Source organism: Corynebacterium doosanense CAU 212 = DSM 45436 (genome assembly GCF_000767055.1).
GTDB lineage: Bacteria > Actinomycetota > Actinomycetes > Mycobacteriales > Mycobacteriaceae > Corynebacterium > Corynebacterium doosanense.
The window spans coordinates 638,435-655,147 of sequence record NZ_CP006764.1; the positions used below are offsets into that span (position 1 = coordinate 638,435).

The window sequence follows — 16,713 nt, forward strand, 5'->3', positions numbered from 1 at the left end:
GGGGAACCGCTTCCGGCCATCTGACGTGCGTCGGAGGGGTCGCCGGGGTACGGTACGCCGCTATGGCGTCAACCAATGATCACCCCAATTCCCCACCCCGCGTGCCGCGTCAGACCGACATATCCCCGACCCGCCGGTGGGTGGTCATGGTCGCCATGGCACTGGGTTCCTTCGCCATCGGCACCACCGAGTTCGTCTCCATGGGCCTGCTGCCCATGATCGCCGGCGACTTCGGCATCACCGAGTCCCAGGCCGGGCACGTCATCTCCGCCTACGCCCTCGGCGTGGTCATCGGTGCCCCGCTCATTACCGCGCTCACGGGTTCGATCCCGCGCCGGCGCATCCTGCTCGCGCTCATGCTGGTGTTTACCTTCGCGCACCTGCTCGCCCTGTTCGCCGACAACTACTGGACACTCATGGCGGCACGTTTCATCGCCGGGCTCCCGCACGGGGCGTACTTCTCCATCGCCGGGCTCTCCGCCGCCTCGCTGTCCCCGCCCGGTCAGCGCGGCCGGGCTGTCGCCTTCATCGGTCTCGGCCTCTCGGTGGCCACGGTCATCGGCGTTCCCGCCGCGCAGGCCATGGGCCAGGCGCTCGGCTGGGTGTCGGCGTATGTGCTGGTCGCCGGCATCGGCCTGACCACATTCCTCCTGCTCTTCTTCCTCATGCCCCACATGGTGAACATGAAACCCACCGGGGTGCGCACCGAGCTGGGGGCGCTGAAACGCCCGCAGGTGTGGCTCACGCTCGCGCTCGGTACCGTGGGTTTCGGCGGCATGTTCGCCGTGTACACCTACATCACGTGGACCATGACCGAGCGGGCCGGAATGGACGAGAGCTGGATCTGGATCGTGCTCATGGCCTACGGCATCGGCAACGTGCTGGGTAACCTGCTCGGCGGCCGGCTGGCCGACCGCAACCTGGACCGGGGCATCCTCTTCTCGCTCATCATGATCCTCATCGTCCTGGTCGCCTTCTACTTCACCAGCCTCGACCCGGTGCTGGGCACGATCAACTTCCTGCTCATCGGCCTCTTCGGTGCCTCCATCACGCCGTCCCTGCAGGTGCGGCTCATGGACGTCGCCGGCGACGCGCAGACCCTGGCCGCGTCGCTCAACCATTCCGCGCTCAACCTGGCCAACGCCGTCGGCGCGGCCATCGGTGGCGCGGTCATCGCCGCCGGATTCAACTTCGCCGCCCCGGCCATCGCGGGCGCGGGCCTGGCACTCCTCGCCATCGCGCTGTGGGTCCCCACGGCAGCGCTGCGTCGTCGCGAGGTGCAGGGCGCATGATGTCGATCATGACCGCGTTGAGCCTGGCGGGTGCGGCCGGGCTCAACGCCTACATCCCGTTGTTGGTCTTCGGCCTGCTCGCCCGCTGCACGGACCTGGTGGATCTTCCCCCGGAGTGGCTGTGGCTGACCCACCCGGTGCTGCTCGGGGTGGTCGCCGCGCTGCTCGTGGTCGAGCTCGTCGCCGACAAGATCCCGGTGGTGGACTCGGTCAATGACGTGATCCAGACCGTCGTCAGGCCCACCTCCGGCGGCATCGTCTTCGCCTCCGGGCTCGGCGCCGCGGAGGTTGTCGACGGTCGCACGGAGATCAACTGGGTGGCGGTGATCGCCGGGGTGCTCATTGCCCTGGCCATCCACCTGTTGAAGTCCACGGCGCGGCCGGTGGTCAACGCCTCCACCGCCGGTGTCGGCGCCCCGGTGCTCTCCACCGTGGAGGACACCACTTCGCTCACCGTCACTCTGCTGGCGTTGCTCGCGCCGGGCATCGCGGCTGCGCTGATGGTCGCCGCGGTGGCGGCGCTGGGAGTGCTGGGTGTCCGGCGCATTAGATAGGGTGTGGCCATGATCATCGCTAGCGTCAACGTCAACGGCATCCGTGCGGCCACCAAGGTCCGCAACGACGACAACCCCGGCATGCTCGCCTGGCTCGAGGGCACGAGCGCGGACGTCGTGCTCATGCAGGAGGTGCGCGCCACCCCGGAGGAGGCGGCGAAGTCCCTCGCCCCCGCGCTCGAGGCGGGTTGGCACCTCGAGGTGGCCTCCGCCGAGGCCAAGGGGCGCGCCGGAGTGGGCATCCTCAGCCGCGAGCCGCTCACGGACGTCGAGGTGGGTTTCGGCAACTTCCTCGGCTCCGGCCGGTGGATCGAGGGCACCTTCGGCGACGTGCGGGTTGCATCGCTCTACCTGCCCTCGGGCTCCGTGGGCACGCCGAAACTCGACGAGAAGTACCGCTTCCTCGACGAGTTCTCCGACGTGCTGTCCGAACGGGCCGAAACTCACCCCGACATGGTCGTCGGCGGCGACTGGAACATCTGCCACCGCGTGCAGGACCTGAAGAACTCGAAGTCCAACGAGAAGAAGTCCGGCCACCTCGCGGACGAGCGCGCCTGGATGGATTCCGTCTTCGGCGCCTTCCCGGACGAGCAGCCGCAGGAGAAGAAAGGCCTCGGCGAATTCTTCGGCGTGGTCGACTACCCGCACCGCCCGGTGCGTGAGGCCACTTCCGACCCGCAGTGGTTCGACGTCGCCCGCCGGCTGCACCCCGAAGACGCCGGCTACACCTGGTGGACCTTCCGGGGCCAGGCCTTCAACAACGACGCCGGGTGGCGTATCGACGTCCAGGCAGCCACCAGGTCAATGATGGACAAGGCGCAGTCCAGCTGGGTGGAGAAGGCCGACAGCGTGGAGACCCGCTGGTCCGATCACTCGCCCCTGCTGGTCACCTACGCCGACTGACGGTGCAGACCGGTTGCGGAGAGCACTGACCTGCTAATCTGAGCGGGATAGTTTCAAACCGCTCCTGTATAAGTCTTAAGGTGGACGTAGATGCGCGCTCTCATTTTCCTCATCCCCGGCCTCATCCTGCTGGCCGCCGGCATCTGGTGGATCAACGATGCCGGCCACTCCGTGTGGGCCATCCTGGCCATGCTGACCACCGCCACGGGCGGCGCGCTGAGCATCTCCGGCATGGCGGTGGGCCTGGATCTGTTCGCGCCCACCAGCAGGAAGATCTAACACCCTGCCTCAGTTGAGGGCCGGGGGGAGTTCGCTCCCACCCGGCCCTTTTCTCATGCCGGGAGGAAGACGGCCAGCCAGGCGGCGAGCGGCCCAAGCGCCACGATGATTCCGGAATAGATCATCATCTGGCGGAAGAACAGCCCCTGCTGCTGTTTGTCCACGTTGGCCAGCACCATGGCACCGTTGGTGGAGAAGGGGCTGACATCGACGACCGTCGCCGAGATCGCCAGCGCCGCGACGACCGCGACGGGATTGAGTTCGGTGCCCGCGAGCAACGGGGCCACAATTGCCACGGTGATCCCGATGGTGCCTATCGACGACGCCAGCGCCGACACCACACCCCCGAGGTAACACAGCAGGAGGATGGCCAGCAGCGGCATGCCCAGCGCGGCGATCCCGTTGCTGGTGAACTCCACCGTGCCCGCCTCCTGGAGCACGTGGATGTAGGTGACGACGCCGGAGACGAGAATCGCCGTCCCCCAGCTGACTCCAGCCAGCGAGGTCTTGGCGTCCCCCGGGTTGACGATGCCCAACAGGGTGCCGATGCCGATCGACAGGACGGCGATGTCGAGGCCGAAGACCGCGGTGCCCACGGCCATTGCGGCGAGTCCGACGAGCGTGAGCACCTGGTAGGCATCGGGGCGCAGCGAGGGGGAGGGGTCGGCGGGGTCGGTGTCGTCGATACGCCGCCCGAGCAGGGAGCGCCCGCCGAGCGTCACGTAGAGGATCACGGCGATAACCGTGTTGAACACAAACGAGGCCGCGAAGAGCAGGAACCTGTCCTGCACGATGCCCTGCTGGGCGAGGAAGCCGTTGATGAACACCCCGTAGACACTCATCGGGGAGAACGCGCCCGCCATGGCACCGTGCACGACCATCATGCCCATCATCAACTGGTTGATGCGGTATTTCCGAGCGAAGGGAATCGCCAGCGGGGCGACCACGGCGATGGCGAAGATGGCGCCGATGCCCATGAGCAGGCCCGCGAGGGCAAAGAAGATCCACGGGGCCGCGGCGATCCGGCCCCGGACCGCCCGCAGGCTCCACTGCAGAATGAGGTCGATGGAGCCGTTCTGCTGGGCGAAGCCGAAGAGGAACGTCAGGCCCATCAGGGCGAGGAAGAGATCCACCGGGAAGCCGGCGAAGATGTCGTCCACCTCCATCCCCACGCCGGCGAGGCCGACGGCGAAAGCCGCCGCGAGGCCGAGCACCCCCATGTTGAGATCGCGGACGGTGCCGATGATGAACATGATGACAAGGACGGCGATGGTGACAAGTTCCAGCTGCATGGGGGGATCCTGAATCTGACGGGTCTGCGGGTGCAACCGGCGACGAGGGGTGGTGCCGCTGGGGATGGTGCGGGGGTGTGTCGTCTTACCTTAGGGCGGGGCCGGGGTCAGGCCGTCATCGCCTCACGCAGGGCGGTTAGACTCCTAGCCCATGAGCACTCTGCAGCGCGTCCTGTCCGGAATCCAGCCCACCGCGGACTCCTACCACCTGGGTAACTACCTCGGGGCGGTCAAACAGTGGATCGACATGCAGGACCAGTACGAGGCGTTCTACTTCATCCCCGACCTGCACGCCATCACCGTCGACCAGGACCCGGCGGAGCTGCGCCAGCGCACCATCGCCGGCGCGGCGCAGCTCATCGCCCTGGGCATCGACGCCGAGAAGTCCACCCTCTTCGTGCAGTCGCACGTGCCCCAGCACGCGGAGCTGACGTGGGTACTCAACTGCCTCACCGGCTTCGGCGAGGCCGGTCGCATGACCCAGTTCAAGGACAAGTCCGCCAAGCAGGGCCAGGACCGCACCACCGTCGGCCTGTTCACCTACCCCGTCCTCATGGCCGCGGACATTCTGCTGTACAAACCCCAGCTCGTGCCCGTGGGGGAGGACCAGCGCCAGCACCTGGAGCTCACGCGCAACCTCGCGGAGCGCTTCAACTCCCGCTTCGGGGAGACCTTCGTCGTGCCGGAGGCGTTCATCCCCCAGGGCGCGAACAAGATCTACGACCTGCAGGAACCGACGGCGAAGATGAGCAAGTCCGGGTCGAACCCCAAGGGAATGGTCAACCTGCTCGATGATCCCAAGACCTCCGCCAAGCGCATCAGGTCCGCCGTCACCGACGCCGGCAGCGAGATCGCCTTCGACCGCGAGAACAAACCCGGTGTGTCGAACCTGCTGGTCATCCAGTCGGCGCTGACCGGCACATCCGTCGATGACCTGGTCGCCGGCTACGAGGGCAAGGGCTACGGCTCGCTGAAGGTGGACACCGCCGAGGCGCTGGAGGCGTTCACCACCCCGCTCAAGGCGCGTTACGACGAACTCATGTCCGACCCCGGCGAGCTCGAGGCGATCCTCGCCCGCGGTGCCGCGCGTGCCCGTGAGGTCGCCGAGCCGGTGCTCGCGGACGTCTACGAGAAGGTCGGTTTCCTCGCCCCGCGTCGCTGAGAACCCGGGGGTGCGTCGTCGCCCGGTATTGTCTACCTTTGATGAGTCTGACGAACCCGACAATCAAGAAGACGAGGCACCCCTAGCCATGGCGACGAGAACCGCACCCGACAGCCGGCACACCGACCATTACGGAATCGAACGCGTCAACGCGGACGAGCCCGGCGCGGTGGAGAAGGTCCGGGAGAAGTCCCCCGTACTGGACCATCTCCTCCGGATGAACGACCGCTTTGCCTCCGAGGGCGGCAACCAGTTCTCCGCGGGCATCACCTACTTCTCCGTGATGGCCATCATTCCGCTGGCCATGCTCTCCTTCGGCGGGCTGGCCGTCTTCCTGGCCGGGCGCCCGGACGTGCTCCAGCAGATCCAGGACCAGGTGGCCGGCAGTCTGCCCGACGACCTGGGCAGCACCGTCAACCAGGTGATCGAGCAGGCGATCGAGCAGCGCAGCGCCGTCATCGGCATCGGCGGCCTCACCGCCCTGTGGTCGGGCCTCGGCTGGATGACCAACCTGCGCGCGGGCGTGTCCGCCATGTGGCACCTCGACCCGACCGAGGGCGGCAACTTCCTGATGAAGAAGATCGCCGACCTCGTCGCCCTGATCGGCCTGCTCCTGGCCTTCCTCGTCGCCTTCGGCGTGACCATCATCGGCTCCTCGGGACTGACCGAGAGGGTGCTCGAGCGCATGCACATCGACGGCTTCCCCGGCATGAGCATCGTCATCTTCTTCGTCGGCCTCGTCGTGGGCATCCTGGCCAACTTCCTGGTCTTCTACTGGATGCTCTCCGCACTGCCGCGCACCAAGGTGCCGCGCAACTCCGGCGTGAAGGCCGCCCTCATCGGGGCGCTGCTCTTCGAGGTGATCAAACAGTTCTCCACGCTGATCTTCGGCGCGCTGCTGGGCAACCCCGCCGGCGCGGTCTTCGGCCCCGTCATCGGTCTCATGCTCATCTTCTACCTGATCTGGCGCGTGGTCATGTACCTCTCCGCCTGGGCCGCGACCACCGAGGAATCCCTCGCCATCGCCCCGCGGCACGCCCCGGATCCGGCCGTGATCCACGTGCGCACCGAGGTCAAGGAGGCACCGGGATCCGGTGCTCTCGTCGGACTCGGCGCGGCCATCGGCGTGGCGGGTGCCGCGCTGGCGACGTGGGCAACCGGGCGTCGATAAGCCCGCTAGCGACGCCGCAGCATGAGCGCGGCGGCCGCCAGCAGAAGGAGAATCACCACCGCGGTGATCCCGACTCCCAGGAGCGGGATCCCGCGGTTTTCCTGTGCCCCGGCACGAACCGGGGTCGCCTCGGTGGAGGGGGCCGCGGCGGTGCCGGTGGCTGCCGCCGGCTGGGCGAGGGTGCCGACATTCGTGCCCGCCGGGTGCGTGTACGCCTCGTGCAGGAGCCGCTGGGCCTGCTCCCAGGCACGACCGCTGTCGATGGTGGTGTCGAGGAGAATGGCCACGAGACGACGACCGCCGCGGTCCATCGCGCCGACGAAGGTGTGGTGGGCGTCGTCGGTGAACCCGGTCTTGCCTCCGATGCCGTCGGGGTCGTTCATGAACAGGCCGTTGTCGTTCCAGACCTCATAACCCTCGTGGTCCTCGTAACCGGGGAAATCGACGGACTCGGTGCCCACTATCCGGGCGAAGGTGGGATCGGCGAACGCGGCGCGGTAGATCAGGCCCAGGTCGTGCGCCGAGGAGGACATGCCCGGGGCGTCCAGCCCGGAGTAGGTGACCACGCGGGTGTCGGTCGTACCCAGCTGGGCGGCGAGGTCGTTGACCTTGCGCAACGTCGCCTCGTCGCCGCCGAGTTCCTGCGCCAGCGCGTGCGCGGCGTCGTTGCCGCTGGCCAGCAGCAGGCCCTCGAGCAGCTGCTCGACGGTGTAGACCCCGCCCTCGCCGATGCCCACCGCGGAACCGTCCTGCGACGCGGACTCGTGGCTCACGGTCACCGGCTTGGCCGGGTCCAGCTCGTGGATGACAACCAGCGCCAGGAGCGCCTTGATGATCGATGCCGGGCGGTAGCGCCCGTGCGGGTCCTTCTGGGCGATGATCTCGCCGGAATCCAGGTCCGCGACGATCCACGCGCTGGCGAGGACCTCGTTCGGGACGACAAAACCGGGGATGGCCGAGACTCCGCACTGCGTGTCGCCGGCGGGAGGCAGGGGAGCGGGGCTGCTCATCCCCGGGGCCAGAGCCTCCGAGGTGGTGGTCGGCTCCGGGGGGACCAGGGCGTTGGGGCAGTCGTCGGTGTTCGGCGCCTGCTCCCTGGTCGTGGACTCGATGGTGGTCTGAACCCCGGGGGTCTCGGACTCCTGGGCCGTCGCCGGGTGGGCGAGGAGCAGGGAGGCGGAGACACTGGCTGCGGTGATTCGGTGAAGGTGGGATTTCATGGCAGTGACATCCTAGACCGCCGGTTACCATGGGCCGCATGCGCAACTCGCCAAACGTCAGTCCGCTGCACAAGCAGGTCACCCGCGAGCAGGTCGCCGCGCTGCCGAAGGTGGTCCTCCACGATCATGTCGACACCACCGGCGCCCGCGGAGAGGCGGACGTGGAGGCCGCGGTGCGGGCCGGGGTGCGGGCGCTGGCGGCGGACGGGGTCGTCTACGCGGAGCTCCGGATCTCACCCGAGCTCAACCTCGACGTGCTCCCCCTGGACAAGATCGTCGCGGCCGCCGAGCGGGGCGCCACCAGCGTCGAGGGCATCGATGCGCGGCTCATCCTCACGGCGATGCGCCACGCCAGTCATGTCGCCGACGTCGCGGACGAGACCCTTGCCGCGTACCCGCGGGGCATCGTGGTCGGCTTCGACCTGGCCGGGCCGGAGGATTCCCCGGCTCCGCACGCCGAGACGCTGGAGAAACTACGCGACGCCTATATCCCCGTCACGCTCCACGCCGGGGCACACGAGGGAGTTGACTCCATCGCCGAGGCACTCCGCCTCGGGGCGCTGCGGCTGGGCCATGGAACGAGGATCTTCGAGGACCTCACGGCGGACATCGACGGTATCGGCGCGGGCCCGGTGGCCTCCTGGGTCCGCGACCGCGGCATCGTCCTGGAGATGGCCCCTGCGCTCGAGGTGGAGATGGGGGTGGTCGACTCCTACGAGGACCATCCCTTCAGCCTGCTGCAGCAGCTCGGCTTCACGTGCACGCTCAACCCCGGCCAGTCCACGGTGAGTTCGCTGACCGACGAGATGATGCGGCTGGTGGAGACCTTCGACTACGGCTACGACGAGCTCTTCGAGCTCACCCGCACCGCCATGGAGAACGCCTTCGCCCCCGTTCCCCAGCGGACGGCCATCCTCGCGCAGCGCATCCTCCCCGCCTACGACGAGCTCTCCGGCGCCTACAACGAGGACGCCAGCTTCAGCCAGCTGGCGGACCCCTCCTGAAGCACGCGGGCCTAGAACTTGGTGAAGCGCTTGACCAGCATGTTCTCCAGATCCTTCCAGCTGTTCGCCTTATCGGTGAACGGCTTCGACGGCACGTAGCCGGAGGAACCCGAGCCGCCGAGCATGTAGGAGAGGTAGTCCTGGAAACGCGGGTTGGCCAGCAGGTAGGAATTGAGCGAATCGTCGTTGGCCCAGTCCGCCGCGTCCGCCATGAGTTCGTAGGCGCGGTTCATCTGCACCTTGTCCACGGCCTCGGGCCCGGTAGCGATGTCGTCGGCCAGGCCGGCGAAGGAGTAGGCGTTGTCCTCATGGACCGAGACCTCCAGCTCACCGGCGGTCGCGCTGGTCTTGATGTCCTCCCAGGTGGACAGGCCGGCGAGGTCGTGCTCGTCGTTCTCCAGGATCCAGCGGCTCAGCTGCTTGGCCGTGGGGAACGTGAAGATGTCCCCGTAGCGCCCCAGGAACACGGGATCCTTACCCAGGTAGGTGCGCAGGGTGTACACACTCTTGCCCTGCAGGGAGATTTTCACGGGATCGATGCCGGCCTGCGCCCACACGGAGGTGTCGTAGGGATCCGCCCGGTCCATTTCCGTCTGGCGACGCTCCTCGGCCTCCCGGCGGGCGGCCTCCGCGCTGGCCGCGGCGCCCGAGATCCGTGACTGCGCCTCGGCGCGCCGGTCCTCGGTGAAATCCGTCTCCACCACACGGACGACACCGTCGACGGAATCGAGGACCTTGGCCCAGCCGGAGAGCACGGCGCGGCCGATGGCGGTCCACTCGATCAGGCCCTCCGGGCCACTGAAGTGTTCCGAACCGAGCTGGGCTCCGCGGAGCACCGAATGGGAGGCGAAGAAGATCGAGGCCTCCTCGGCGGTGCCCACGTTCGCCAGCGCCTCGGTGATCTCGAAGACCCCGGCGGCGGTGGAGACGTTCTCGTAGGAGGCCCGACCGGCCAGCGCGTCGGGCAGGCCGACGAGGTCGTAGTGGTCCTTCTTGCCGGGCACGACACGGTCGTCCGGGCGGGCGGAGAAGGCTGCCCAGTGCGGGTGGTCGACGAGATCGTGACGGTCGTTTGTCTCGATGTAGAGCAGCAGGTCCTCCGTGGTGGGGAAGGCGAGAATGTTGTCCCGGTCCCCGAGGAAGGCCTGCCACTCGGATCCCCGCTCCGTCCAGGTGGGCGCCCACAGGGTGTAGACGTCGCCGGACTTCAGGGAGAGTTGGACAGGCACGATGGTGCGGTTGTTCATGGCCGGAAGTCTAGAGGACAACTACCCGGTCGGTCGCCAGAAGCCCTGGAAACCCATCCCGATATTGGAGGTGCGCACCGGGTTGGTCTGCACCGGATCGCCAGCCTCCACCATCATCCCGTTGCCGGTGTACATGGCCACGTGACCGTCCCACACGGCCAGGTCCCCGGGCTGTAACTCCTCGGCGCTCACCTGCCGGCCGATGTCCTGCTCCTGGGCGAGGCGGGGCAATTCCACCCCAGCCTGCCGGTACGCCCACTGCGTCAGACCGGAGCAGTCGTACCCGCCGTTTCCCGTCCCGCCCCAGGCATAGGGGGTGCCCACCTGGCTGAGCGCGGCATCGGCCGCCGCCTGCCCCGCCGCCGAGCCACCGGTCGGGGTGGAGGGTGCCGGCGTGGGCGGGTGCCCGGCACCGGTGACCGACTGCAGTTCGGGAACCGTGCGCAGGCGGGGTTCCTCGGCATCGCTCACCCGGTCCAGCCCGGCGACCACGGGCTGCAGTTCTAGTTCGAGCTGGCGCAGGCGGGACTGCGCGCTGCCCACGGCCTCGGTGGCGAGCAGGGTCAGCTCGGCGTGCGCCGCGGCGTTGCCGGCCAGGCTGGGAGTGAGCAAGCCCGCCGCGACGGGGATCGCCCGCCGCACTAGGCCGACGCCGATGGCAATGAGGTCGCGCGCGGCGGCCTCGATCAGGGGACCGGCCCGGGAGACGAGCTCGGTCACCGTGTCCCGCTCCCGGCCATGGAGCTCGAGTGCGGAGAGCAGCCCAGTGGCGTCCGCGCTCATGTCGGCCGCGAGCGGTCCCACCGCGGCGAGATCGGGCAGCGCCGGGATCGACGGCGCGGGCAGGCGGGGTGGTTCGAGGGCGGACAGGGTGTGCAGCGCGTCGACGACCTGTTTCACAGCGTCGCCCCAAACGTCCCGCCCAGCGAGGAATCAGTGCTGCGGACATTGCCGATGAAGGTCTCGGCGTCGGTGGAGAGGGCGTCGAGATGCGAGGCGAAGATCCGCGAGCGTCGCTGCAGTGCCCCCAACGCCGAGCCGAGGGAGGAAGTCACTGCGGCAGTCGGGCCGGGGAGAGCGGGCAGGGAATAGGCCGGCAGGGGAGTGAGGGTGGCGGCGGAGCGGAGGTCCCGGGCCAGCGCGCGGGTGCGTTCGGTGTCGATGTCGAGGTCGTGGTCGTGGTCAAGCATGCTCATGGTCTCTTAGACCCTCCCCCTGCGGGAATGGTTCCCGGCCATCCACCCGTGGCCTAGCATGGAGGCCATGGACATCACCGTGGTCGATCACCCGCTCGCAGCCTCCCGCCTCACCCTCCTGCGCGACGCACGCAGCGAGAACGCGGCCTTCCGCTCCGCGCTCTCGGACTTGGCCATGATGCTGGTGTACGAGGCGAGCCGCGACCTGGCGGTGGAGAAGTTCCCGCTGGCGACGCCCGTGGCACAGACGGAGGGCACCCGCCTGGAGCAGCCGCCGATCATCGTTCCGGTGATCCGCGCCGGGCTGGGCATGATCGATCCTGCCCTGGCCATGATCCGCGACGCCCAGGTGGGTTTCATCGGTCTTGCCCGGGATGAGCAGACCCACGAGCCCGTGCCCTACCTTGAGGCGCTGCCGCAGGACCTCACCGACCAGCCGGTCTTCGTCGTCGACCCCATGCTGGCCACGGGCGGTTCGCTGCTGCACGCCGTCCGGTTGCTCGCCGAACGCGGCGCCACGGACATCACCGCCGTGTGTGTCGTCTCCGCCCAGCCGGGCGTGGACGCGCTCGCCAACTCCGGCCTGCCGGTGCGCCTGGTCACCGCCGCCATCGATCCCGAGCTCAACGACGACGCGTACATCGTCCCCGGGCTGGGCGACGCCGGCGACCGGCTCTACGGACCGCGCAACATCGACCTGTGAGAACCCTGCGCCAGACCTGGTGAGCCCCTAGACTCGGGGGCACAGGTCGGGTGGTTGTCGGGGGGACGTTCACATGGCGGGGCAATGGGCACACTGGGGGAGTTACGGCCACACCATGGCCAGACGGCTGCGCGCGGTCCGGACGGCACGGGGGATGAGCCAGACCCGGCTCGCCGAGCTCGCGGGAGTCTCGCGCAACGTCATCTCCAACCTGGAGAGGAATGAGAACGCGGGGCGCAAACCCTCCGATCCGCAGTTGTCCACGGTGTACCGCCTGGCGCAGGCGCTGGCCGTCCCGCCCGCTGCGCTGCTGCCCGGTGTGGGGGAGCGGATCCTCCACGTGTGCCCGCCGGAGGAGTTGCCGGTGGCGATGCGCTGGCCAGCGGACCCGGCGGATCTCCGACGGTTCTCACCACGGCATCTCGCCCTGGCCGAGCCGGGCGACGAGCCCGAGTTCGTGGTCCCCGGGGGCGATTAACGAACCGCTTGGTCTAGTTGTAGACTTCTGCGGAGAGTCTCCCCGGACCGCGCGTGCCTTCCCGGCAGGCGCAGAAGCGATAGGACGAAAGGACCACGCCATGTCTGTCACCGCCCAGGTTGAGGCATGGATGCGCGCCCACCGCGACGAGGTCCTCGGCTGGCGTCGCCACATTCACGCCCACCCCGAGCTGTCCAACCAGGAGCACCAGACCACGGAGTTCCTCGCCACCGTTCTGCGTGCCCACGGGTTTGAGCCCGTGCTCTTCCCGGGCACCGGCCTCATGGTGGACATCGGGCCGAACGACACAGAACGGGTGGCCTTCCGCGCCGATATCGACGCCCTCCCGTTGCCGGAGTCCACGGGGCTGGAGTTCTCCTCACTCAACGACGGCATCTCCCACGCCTGCGGGCACGACGTGCACACGACCGTCGTCCTGGCCCTGGCCTGCGCGCTGGCCGACGTGGAGCTGGAGTACGGCGTGCGCATGATCTTCCAGCCGGCCGAGGAGGTCATGGACGGCGGCGCCGAGGAGGTCATCCGCTGCGGCGTGCTAAACGGCGTGCACTCCATCTTCGCCCTGCACGTCGAGCCGAAGCTGCGGGTTGGTCGTATCGGCATCCGCGCCGGGGCGATCACCTCGGCCTCCGACGTCATCGACATCGTGGTCCACGGCCCCGGCGGGCACACCTCCCGCCCGCACCTCTCCGCGGACGTCATCTACGGGCTCGGCGCGCTGGCGACGCAGCTGCCCGCGCTGCTCTCGCGCCGGGTGGATCCGCGCACGGGCACGGTGCTGGTGTTCGGCCAGATTGAGTCCGGCATCGCCCCCAACGCCATGCCTGACACCGGCCGGCTCCGCGGCACGTTGCGCACCGCGGACATTCACACGTGGCGGACGATGGAGCCGCTGTTGTCCGAGCTCATCGGTCAGGTGCTCGCGCCGACCGGTTGCAGCCACACACTCGAGTACACGCGGGGTGTTCCCCCGGTGCTCAACGACGACGTGGCCACTGCGCTGTTCGCCGCCGCCGGCAAACGCATGGACCCGCAGTCCATCGTCGAGTCGCCGCAGTCCTCGGGTGGCGAGGACTTCTCGTGGTACCTCGAGCACGTGCCCGGGTCGATGGCCCGGCTGGGTTGCTGGTCGGGCGAGGGGGACAGGCACGACCTCCACCAGGGAGATCTTCTCGTGGATGAGGGTGCCATCACAGTCGGGGTGTCGGTGTTCGCTGCGCTTCTCGACGAGTATTCCGCCGCTCCCTGACTGCGCGCACAGCCCCCGTGGACTGTAGAGTCAGTTTTGCGTAACTGACTTATAGGCATCAACGGAGGAATCGACGTAGTGAAGAAGCGAGTTGTCATCATCGGCGGTGGTCCGGGCGGCTACGAGGCTGCCCTGGTCGGATACGCGCAGGGCGCGGATGTCACGATCGTCGAAGACAAGGGGATGGGCGGAAACTCCGTCCTGCTAGACTGCGTCCCCTCGAAATCCTTCATTGCCGGCTCCAACATTAAGACCGACCTCCGTCGTGCCGACGAGATGGGCCTCAACGACGCGCTCGCCGAGGCGAAGCTGTCGCTGACCGCGCTCAATGCCCGTGTCACCGAGCTCGCGCAGAACCAGTCCGCGGACATCCAGGCGCAGATGAAGCGCGTCGGGGTGCGCGTGGTGACCGGCCGCGCCTACTTCGCCGAGGAGCAGTCGACCACGACACTGCACCGCGTCGCCGTGGATCTCGCGGACGGTGACACGGAGGTCATCGAGGCGGACATCGTGCTCATCGCCACCGGGTCCCACCCGCGTGTGCTCCCCTCCGCCAAGCCGGACGGCGACCGCATCCTCAACTGGCAGCAGATCTACTCCCTCAAAGAGATGCCGTCCCACCTCGTCGTGGTCGGCTCCGGTGTCACGGGTGCGGAGTTCGTCTCCGCCTTCGCCGAGCTGGGCACCAAGGTCACCATGGTCGCCTCCCGCGACCGCATCCTTCCCCACGACGACGCGGATGCCGCTGACACCCTGGAGAAGGTGCTCAGTGAGCGCGGCGTGCTCCTGGAGAAGGACGCGCGAGTGGAGTCGGTGGAGAACACCGGCGAAGGTGTCATCGTGCGCACGCAGGACGGCCGCGAGATCACCGGCTCGCACTGCCTGATGTCCATCGGCGCGATCCCCAACACCGAGGGCCTGGGCCTGGAGAACCTCGGGGTGGAGGTGACCGAGTCCGGCCACATCCACGTCGACCGGGTCTCACGCACCAACATCTCTGAGATCTACGCCGCCGGCGACTGCTCCGACCTCATGCCGCTGGCGTCCGTCGCTGCGATGCAGGGACGCATCGCCATGAACCACGCCCTCGGCGACAGCGTCCAGCCGCTGCGCCTGAAGACCGCCTCCCAGGCCGTGTTCACCCGCCCGGAGATCGCCACCGTCGGCGTCAGCGAGCGCGAGATCTCTGATCAGGGGGCCGGCACCCGCACCATCATGCTGCCGCTGACCTCGAACCCGCGCGCGAAGATGCGCTCCCTGCGCCACGGTTTTGTCAAACTCTTCGCCTCCGAGTACTCGGGCCGCATTCTCGGTGGCGTCATCGTCGCCCCCACCGCCTCCGAGCTCATCCTCCCGGTCACCCTGGCCGTGGCCAAGGGTCTCACCGTGGAGGACCTGGCGAACACCTTCTCGGTCTACCCGTCGCTGTCGGGCTCGATCACCGAGGCGGCACGTCGCCTGGTCAAGCACGAGCACCTGGATTAATTGAGCTAGCTCCCCGTCACGTACGGGGCCTCGTGGGAGACGTTGAAGTCGACCCCGATCCCGTGGCCCGTGGCGGGGAAGGCCCGCTGCGGGCAGGACGTGCGGGGGCACGCCGTGCAGCCGGGCCCGATCGGCGTGGCCGCCTGGGAGGTCAGTTCCAGGCCGTCGGAGTAGATCAGCCGGTGAGCCTGGTCCAGGTCACAGCCCAGAGCCACGGCAAACTCCTTGCGCGGGCGGCCGAAGCCGCTCGTCGCGCCCGAGACGTAGCGCGCCACCCACAGGTAATGGTGCCCGTCGGGCATGGCCGCCACCTGCCGGGTGATGCGTGAGGGGGTCTCGAACGCCCGGTGCAGCACCCACAAGGGACAAGATCCGCCGCGGCGGGAGAAGTGGAACCGGGTGGCGGACTGCCGCTTGGAGATGTTGCCCGCGCGGTCTGTGCGGATGAAGAACAGCGGAACCCCGCGTGAGCCCGGCCGCTGGAGCGTGGACAGCCGGTGGCAGGTCGACTCGAAGCTGGTGCCGAAGCGCTCGGCGACCAGGTCGATGTCGTAGCGCACCTGCTCGGCGTAGTCGAGAAACTCGGTGTAGGGCATGGTCACCGCGCCGGCGAAGTACTGGGCGAGGCCCAGCGCAGCGAGATCGCGGGAACCGTCGTCGGGAAGCATGGCGGAGAGTTCCCCCAGCAGGTCCCGGTGGCGTGTCAGCGCGTACTGCAGGGCGAGCTGGAAACACTGCTGGGCCTCCGTGAGCCCGGTGCGCAGCGTGAGTTCCCGGTTGAGGTGGTCGAAGTGGCGGCGCGGGCCGTCGGTGGGGCCGTGGAAACGCACGGTGACGCCGAACTTCTCGTCGAAGAGGGCGGCGAGGCGGCTGACCCGGAACTGCTGGCGCCCCAGGGAGCCGGCCAGCTCCTCGGCCGCTGTGTCGAGTTCGTGGATGTAGTTGCGGGCGTCGAAGAAGTAGTCGCGCACCCGCTCGTAGGGGTTGAGGCCGTCTCCGGTGGTTTCCCGCGTACGGGTGAGCAGGTCGTCGACAAGCGTGGGGTAGCGGGCCGCGAGGTCGGCGAGCTCCGTGCCCGGTACCAGGGGGAACGCCTCGGCGAGTTCGGCGACCGTGGCGGCCTCGCGGTCGCCGGAGAAGAACGACGTGTCCACGTCGAACGTGCCGGTCAGAGAGAGCAGCACCGCGACGGTGAGCGGGCGCTGGTCGTTCTCGAGCTGGTTGAGGTAACTCGTGGACATGCCCAGGCGCGCGGCCATGTCGGTCTGGGTGAGCTCGTGCTGTCTGCGTAGGGTGCGGATCTTTGCCCCCGCAAAGTGTTTGGTCATGGACCTCGCCCCCCTCTGAAAGCGCCTGTGTGCAGTGATTTCCACAGGTTTCACCGAACCCGCAAGTTACGTTCACAAACTTACACCACGTGAGGGTGTCGAATCACACAACCAAAGCTCCTAGGGTTGGGG

Annotated in this window: 17 protein-coding genes; 11 read left to right on the forward strand and 6 right to left on the reverse strand. The window is 68.3% G+C overall.

Features of this window, described 5'->3' with window-relative positions:
• Window positions 1-62 precede the first annotated feature (62 nt).
• The 4 genes from CDOO_RS03240 (at window position 63) to CDOO_RS03255 (ending at window position 3,028) form a co-directional block, all read left to right on the forward strand.
• The gene (locus CDOO_RS03240) at window positions 63-1,292 is read left to right on the forward strand and encodes an MFS transporter (protein WP_245616237.1); all 1,230 of its coding nucleotides are present in this window, start codon (window positions 63-65) and stop codon (window positions 1,290-1,292) included.
• Window positions 1,292-1,846: a DUF4126 domain-containing protein gene (locus CDOO_RS03245; RefSeq protein ID WP_018021184.1), complete on the forward strand. Its 555-nt coding sequence runs from the start codon at window positions 1,292-1,294 to the stop codon at window positions 1,844-1,846. The genes CDOO_RS03240 and CDOO_RS03245 overlap by 1 nt, the downstream gene beginning before the upstream one ends.
• Window positions 1,847-1,855: 9 nt before the next feature.
• Window positions 1,856-2,749 carry an exodeoxyribonuclease III gene (locus tag CDOO_RS03250; protein WP_018021183.1) on the forward strand — a complete coding sequence of 298 codons (894 nt, stop codon included), beginning with the start codon at window positions 1,856-1,858 and terminating at the stop codon, window positions 2,747-2,749.
• A 90-nt stretch (window positions 2,750-2,839) separates the two neighbouring features.
• Entirely contained in the window at window positions 2,840-3,028 is a 189-nt protein-coding gene (locus tag CDOO_RS03255; protein WP_018021182.1) for a hypothetical protein, read from the forward strand.
• 53 nt (window positions 3,029-3,081) lie between these two features.
• On the opposite strand, the gene CDOO_RS03260 is transcribed toward CDOO_RS03255, so the two are convergent.
• The gene (locus CDOO_RS03260) at window positions 3,082-4,320 is read right to left on the reverse strand and encodes an SLC13 family permease (RefSeq protein ID WP_018021181.1); all 1,239 of its coding nucleotides are present in this window, start codon (window positions 4,318-4,320) and stop codon (window positions 3,082-3,084) included.
• Between the two features lie 151 nt (window positions 4,321-4,471).
• On the opposite strand from CDOO_RS03260, the gene trpS reads away from it, so the two are divergent.
• Window positions 4,472-5,482, forward strand: coding sequence for a tryptophan--tRNA ligase (gene trpS / locus CDOO_RS03265; RefSeq protein WP_018021180.1), 1,011 nt, complete (start codon window positions 4,472-4,474; stop codon window positions 5,480-5,482).
• An 88-nt stretch (window positions 5,483-5,570) separates the two neighbouring features.
• A complete protein-coding gene (locus CDOO_RS03270; RefSeq protein WP_018021179.1) occupies window positions 5,571-6,653 on the forward strand; it encodes a YhjD/YihY/BrkB family envelope integrity protein in 1,083 nt (360 codons plus the stop codon).
• 5 nt (window positions 6,654-6,658) lie between these two features.
• Here CDOO_RS03270 and CDOO_RS03275 read toward each other — a convergent pair whose 3' ends face one another.
• Window positions 6,659-7,873: a D-alanyl-D-alanine carboxypeptidase family protein gene (locus tag CDOO_RS03275; protein ID WP_018021178.1), complete on the reverse strand. Its 1,215-nt coding sequence runs from the start codon at window positions 7,871-7,873 to the stop codon at window positions 6,659-6,661.
• Between the two features lie 38 nt (window positions 7,874-7,911).
• Between CDOO_RS03275 and CDOO_RS03280 the strand changes: the two genes are divergently transcribed.
• Window positions 7,912-8,877 carry an adenosine deaminase family protein gene (locus CDOO_RS03280; protein WP_155861282.1) on the forward strand — a complete coding sequence of 322 codons (966 nt, stop codon included), beginning with the start codon at window positions 7,912-7,914 and terminating at the stop codon, window positions 8,875-8,877.
• Between the two features lie 11 nt (window positions 8,878-8,888).
• Here the strand turns inward: CDOO_RS03280 and CDOO_RS03285 are convergent, their stop codons facing one another.
• Genes CDOO_RS03285 through CDOO_RS03295 form a run of 3 tightly spaced genes read right to left on the reverse strand, consistent with a single transcriptional unit; the run spans window position 8,889 to window position 11,320 of the window.
• The gene (locus tag CDOO_RS03285; protein ID WP_018021176.1) at window positions 8,889-10,124 is read right to left on the reverse strand and encodes a hypothetical protein; all 1,236 of its coding nucleotides are present in this window, start codon (window positions 10,122-10,124) and stop codon (window positions 8,889-8,891) included.
• Window positions 10,125-10,145: 21 nt separating this feature from the next.
• Window positions 10,146-11,024, reverse strand: coding sequence for a C40 family peptidase (locus CDOO_RS03290; protein WP_018021175.1), 879 nt, complete (start codon window positions 11,022-11,024; stop codon window positions 10,146-10,148).
• Window positions 11,021-11,320, reverse strand: coding sequence for a hypothetical protein (locus CDOO_RS03295; protein ID WP_018021174.1), 300 nt, complete (start codon window positions 11,318-11,320; stop codon window positions 11,021-11,023). The genes CDOO_RS03290 and CDOO_RS03295 overlap by 4 nt, the downstream gene beginning before the upstream one ends.
• 67 nt (window positions 11,321-11,387) lie before the next feature.
• On the opposite strand from CDOO_RS03295, the gene upp reads away from it, so the two are divergent.
• From upp to CDOO_RS03315, 4 genes are all read left to right on the forward strand, one after another.
• Window positions 11,388-12,023, forward strand: coding sequence for a uracil phosphoribosyltransferase (gene upp / locus CDOO_RS03300; protein WP_038573601.1), 636 nt, complete (start codon window positions 11,388-11,390; stop codon window positions 12,021-12,023).
• A gap of 115 nt (window positions 12,024-12,138) precedes the next feature.
• Window positions 12,139-12,501 carry a helix-turn-helix domain-containing protein gene (locus CDOO_RS03305; protein WP_245616239.1) on the forward strand — a complete coding sequence of 121 codons (363 nt, stop codon included), beginning with the start codon at window positions 12,139-12,141 and terminating at the stop codon, window positions 12,499-12,501.
• 100 nt (window positions 12,502-12,601) lie between these two features.
• Window positions 12,602-13,768 carry an amidohydrolase gene (locus CDOO_RS03310; protein WP_018021171.1) on the forward strand — a complete coding sequence of 389 codons (1,167 nt, stop codon included), beginning with the start codon at window positions 12,602-12,604 and terminating at the stop codon, window positions 13,766-13,768.
• A 78-nt stretch (window positions 13,769-13,846) separates the two neighbouring features.
• Window positions 13,847-15,253, forward strand: a complete 1,407-nt coding sequence (locus tag CDOO_RS03315; RefSeq protein ID WP_018021170.1) for an NAD(P)H-quinone dehydrogenase — start codon at window positions 13,847-13,849, stop codon at window positions 15,251-15,253.
• 5 nt (window positions 15,254-15,258) lie between these two features.
• On the opposite strand, the gene CDOO_RS03320 is transcribed toward CDOO_RS03315, so the two are convergent.
• On the reverse strand, window positions 15,259-16,581 hold the full coding sequence (locus tag CDOO_RS03320) for a helix-turn-helix domain-containing protein (RefSeq protein ID WP_018021169.1): 1,323 nt from the start codon (window positions 16,579-16,581) through the stop codon (window positions 15,259-15,261).
• Window positions 16,582-16,713 lie beyond the last annotated feature (132 nt).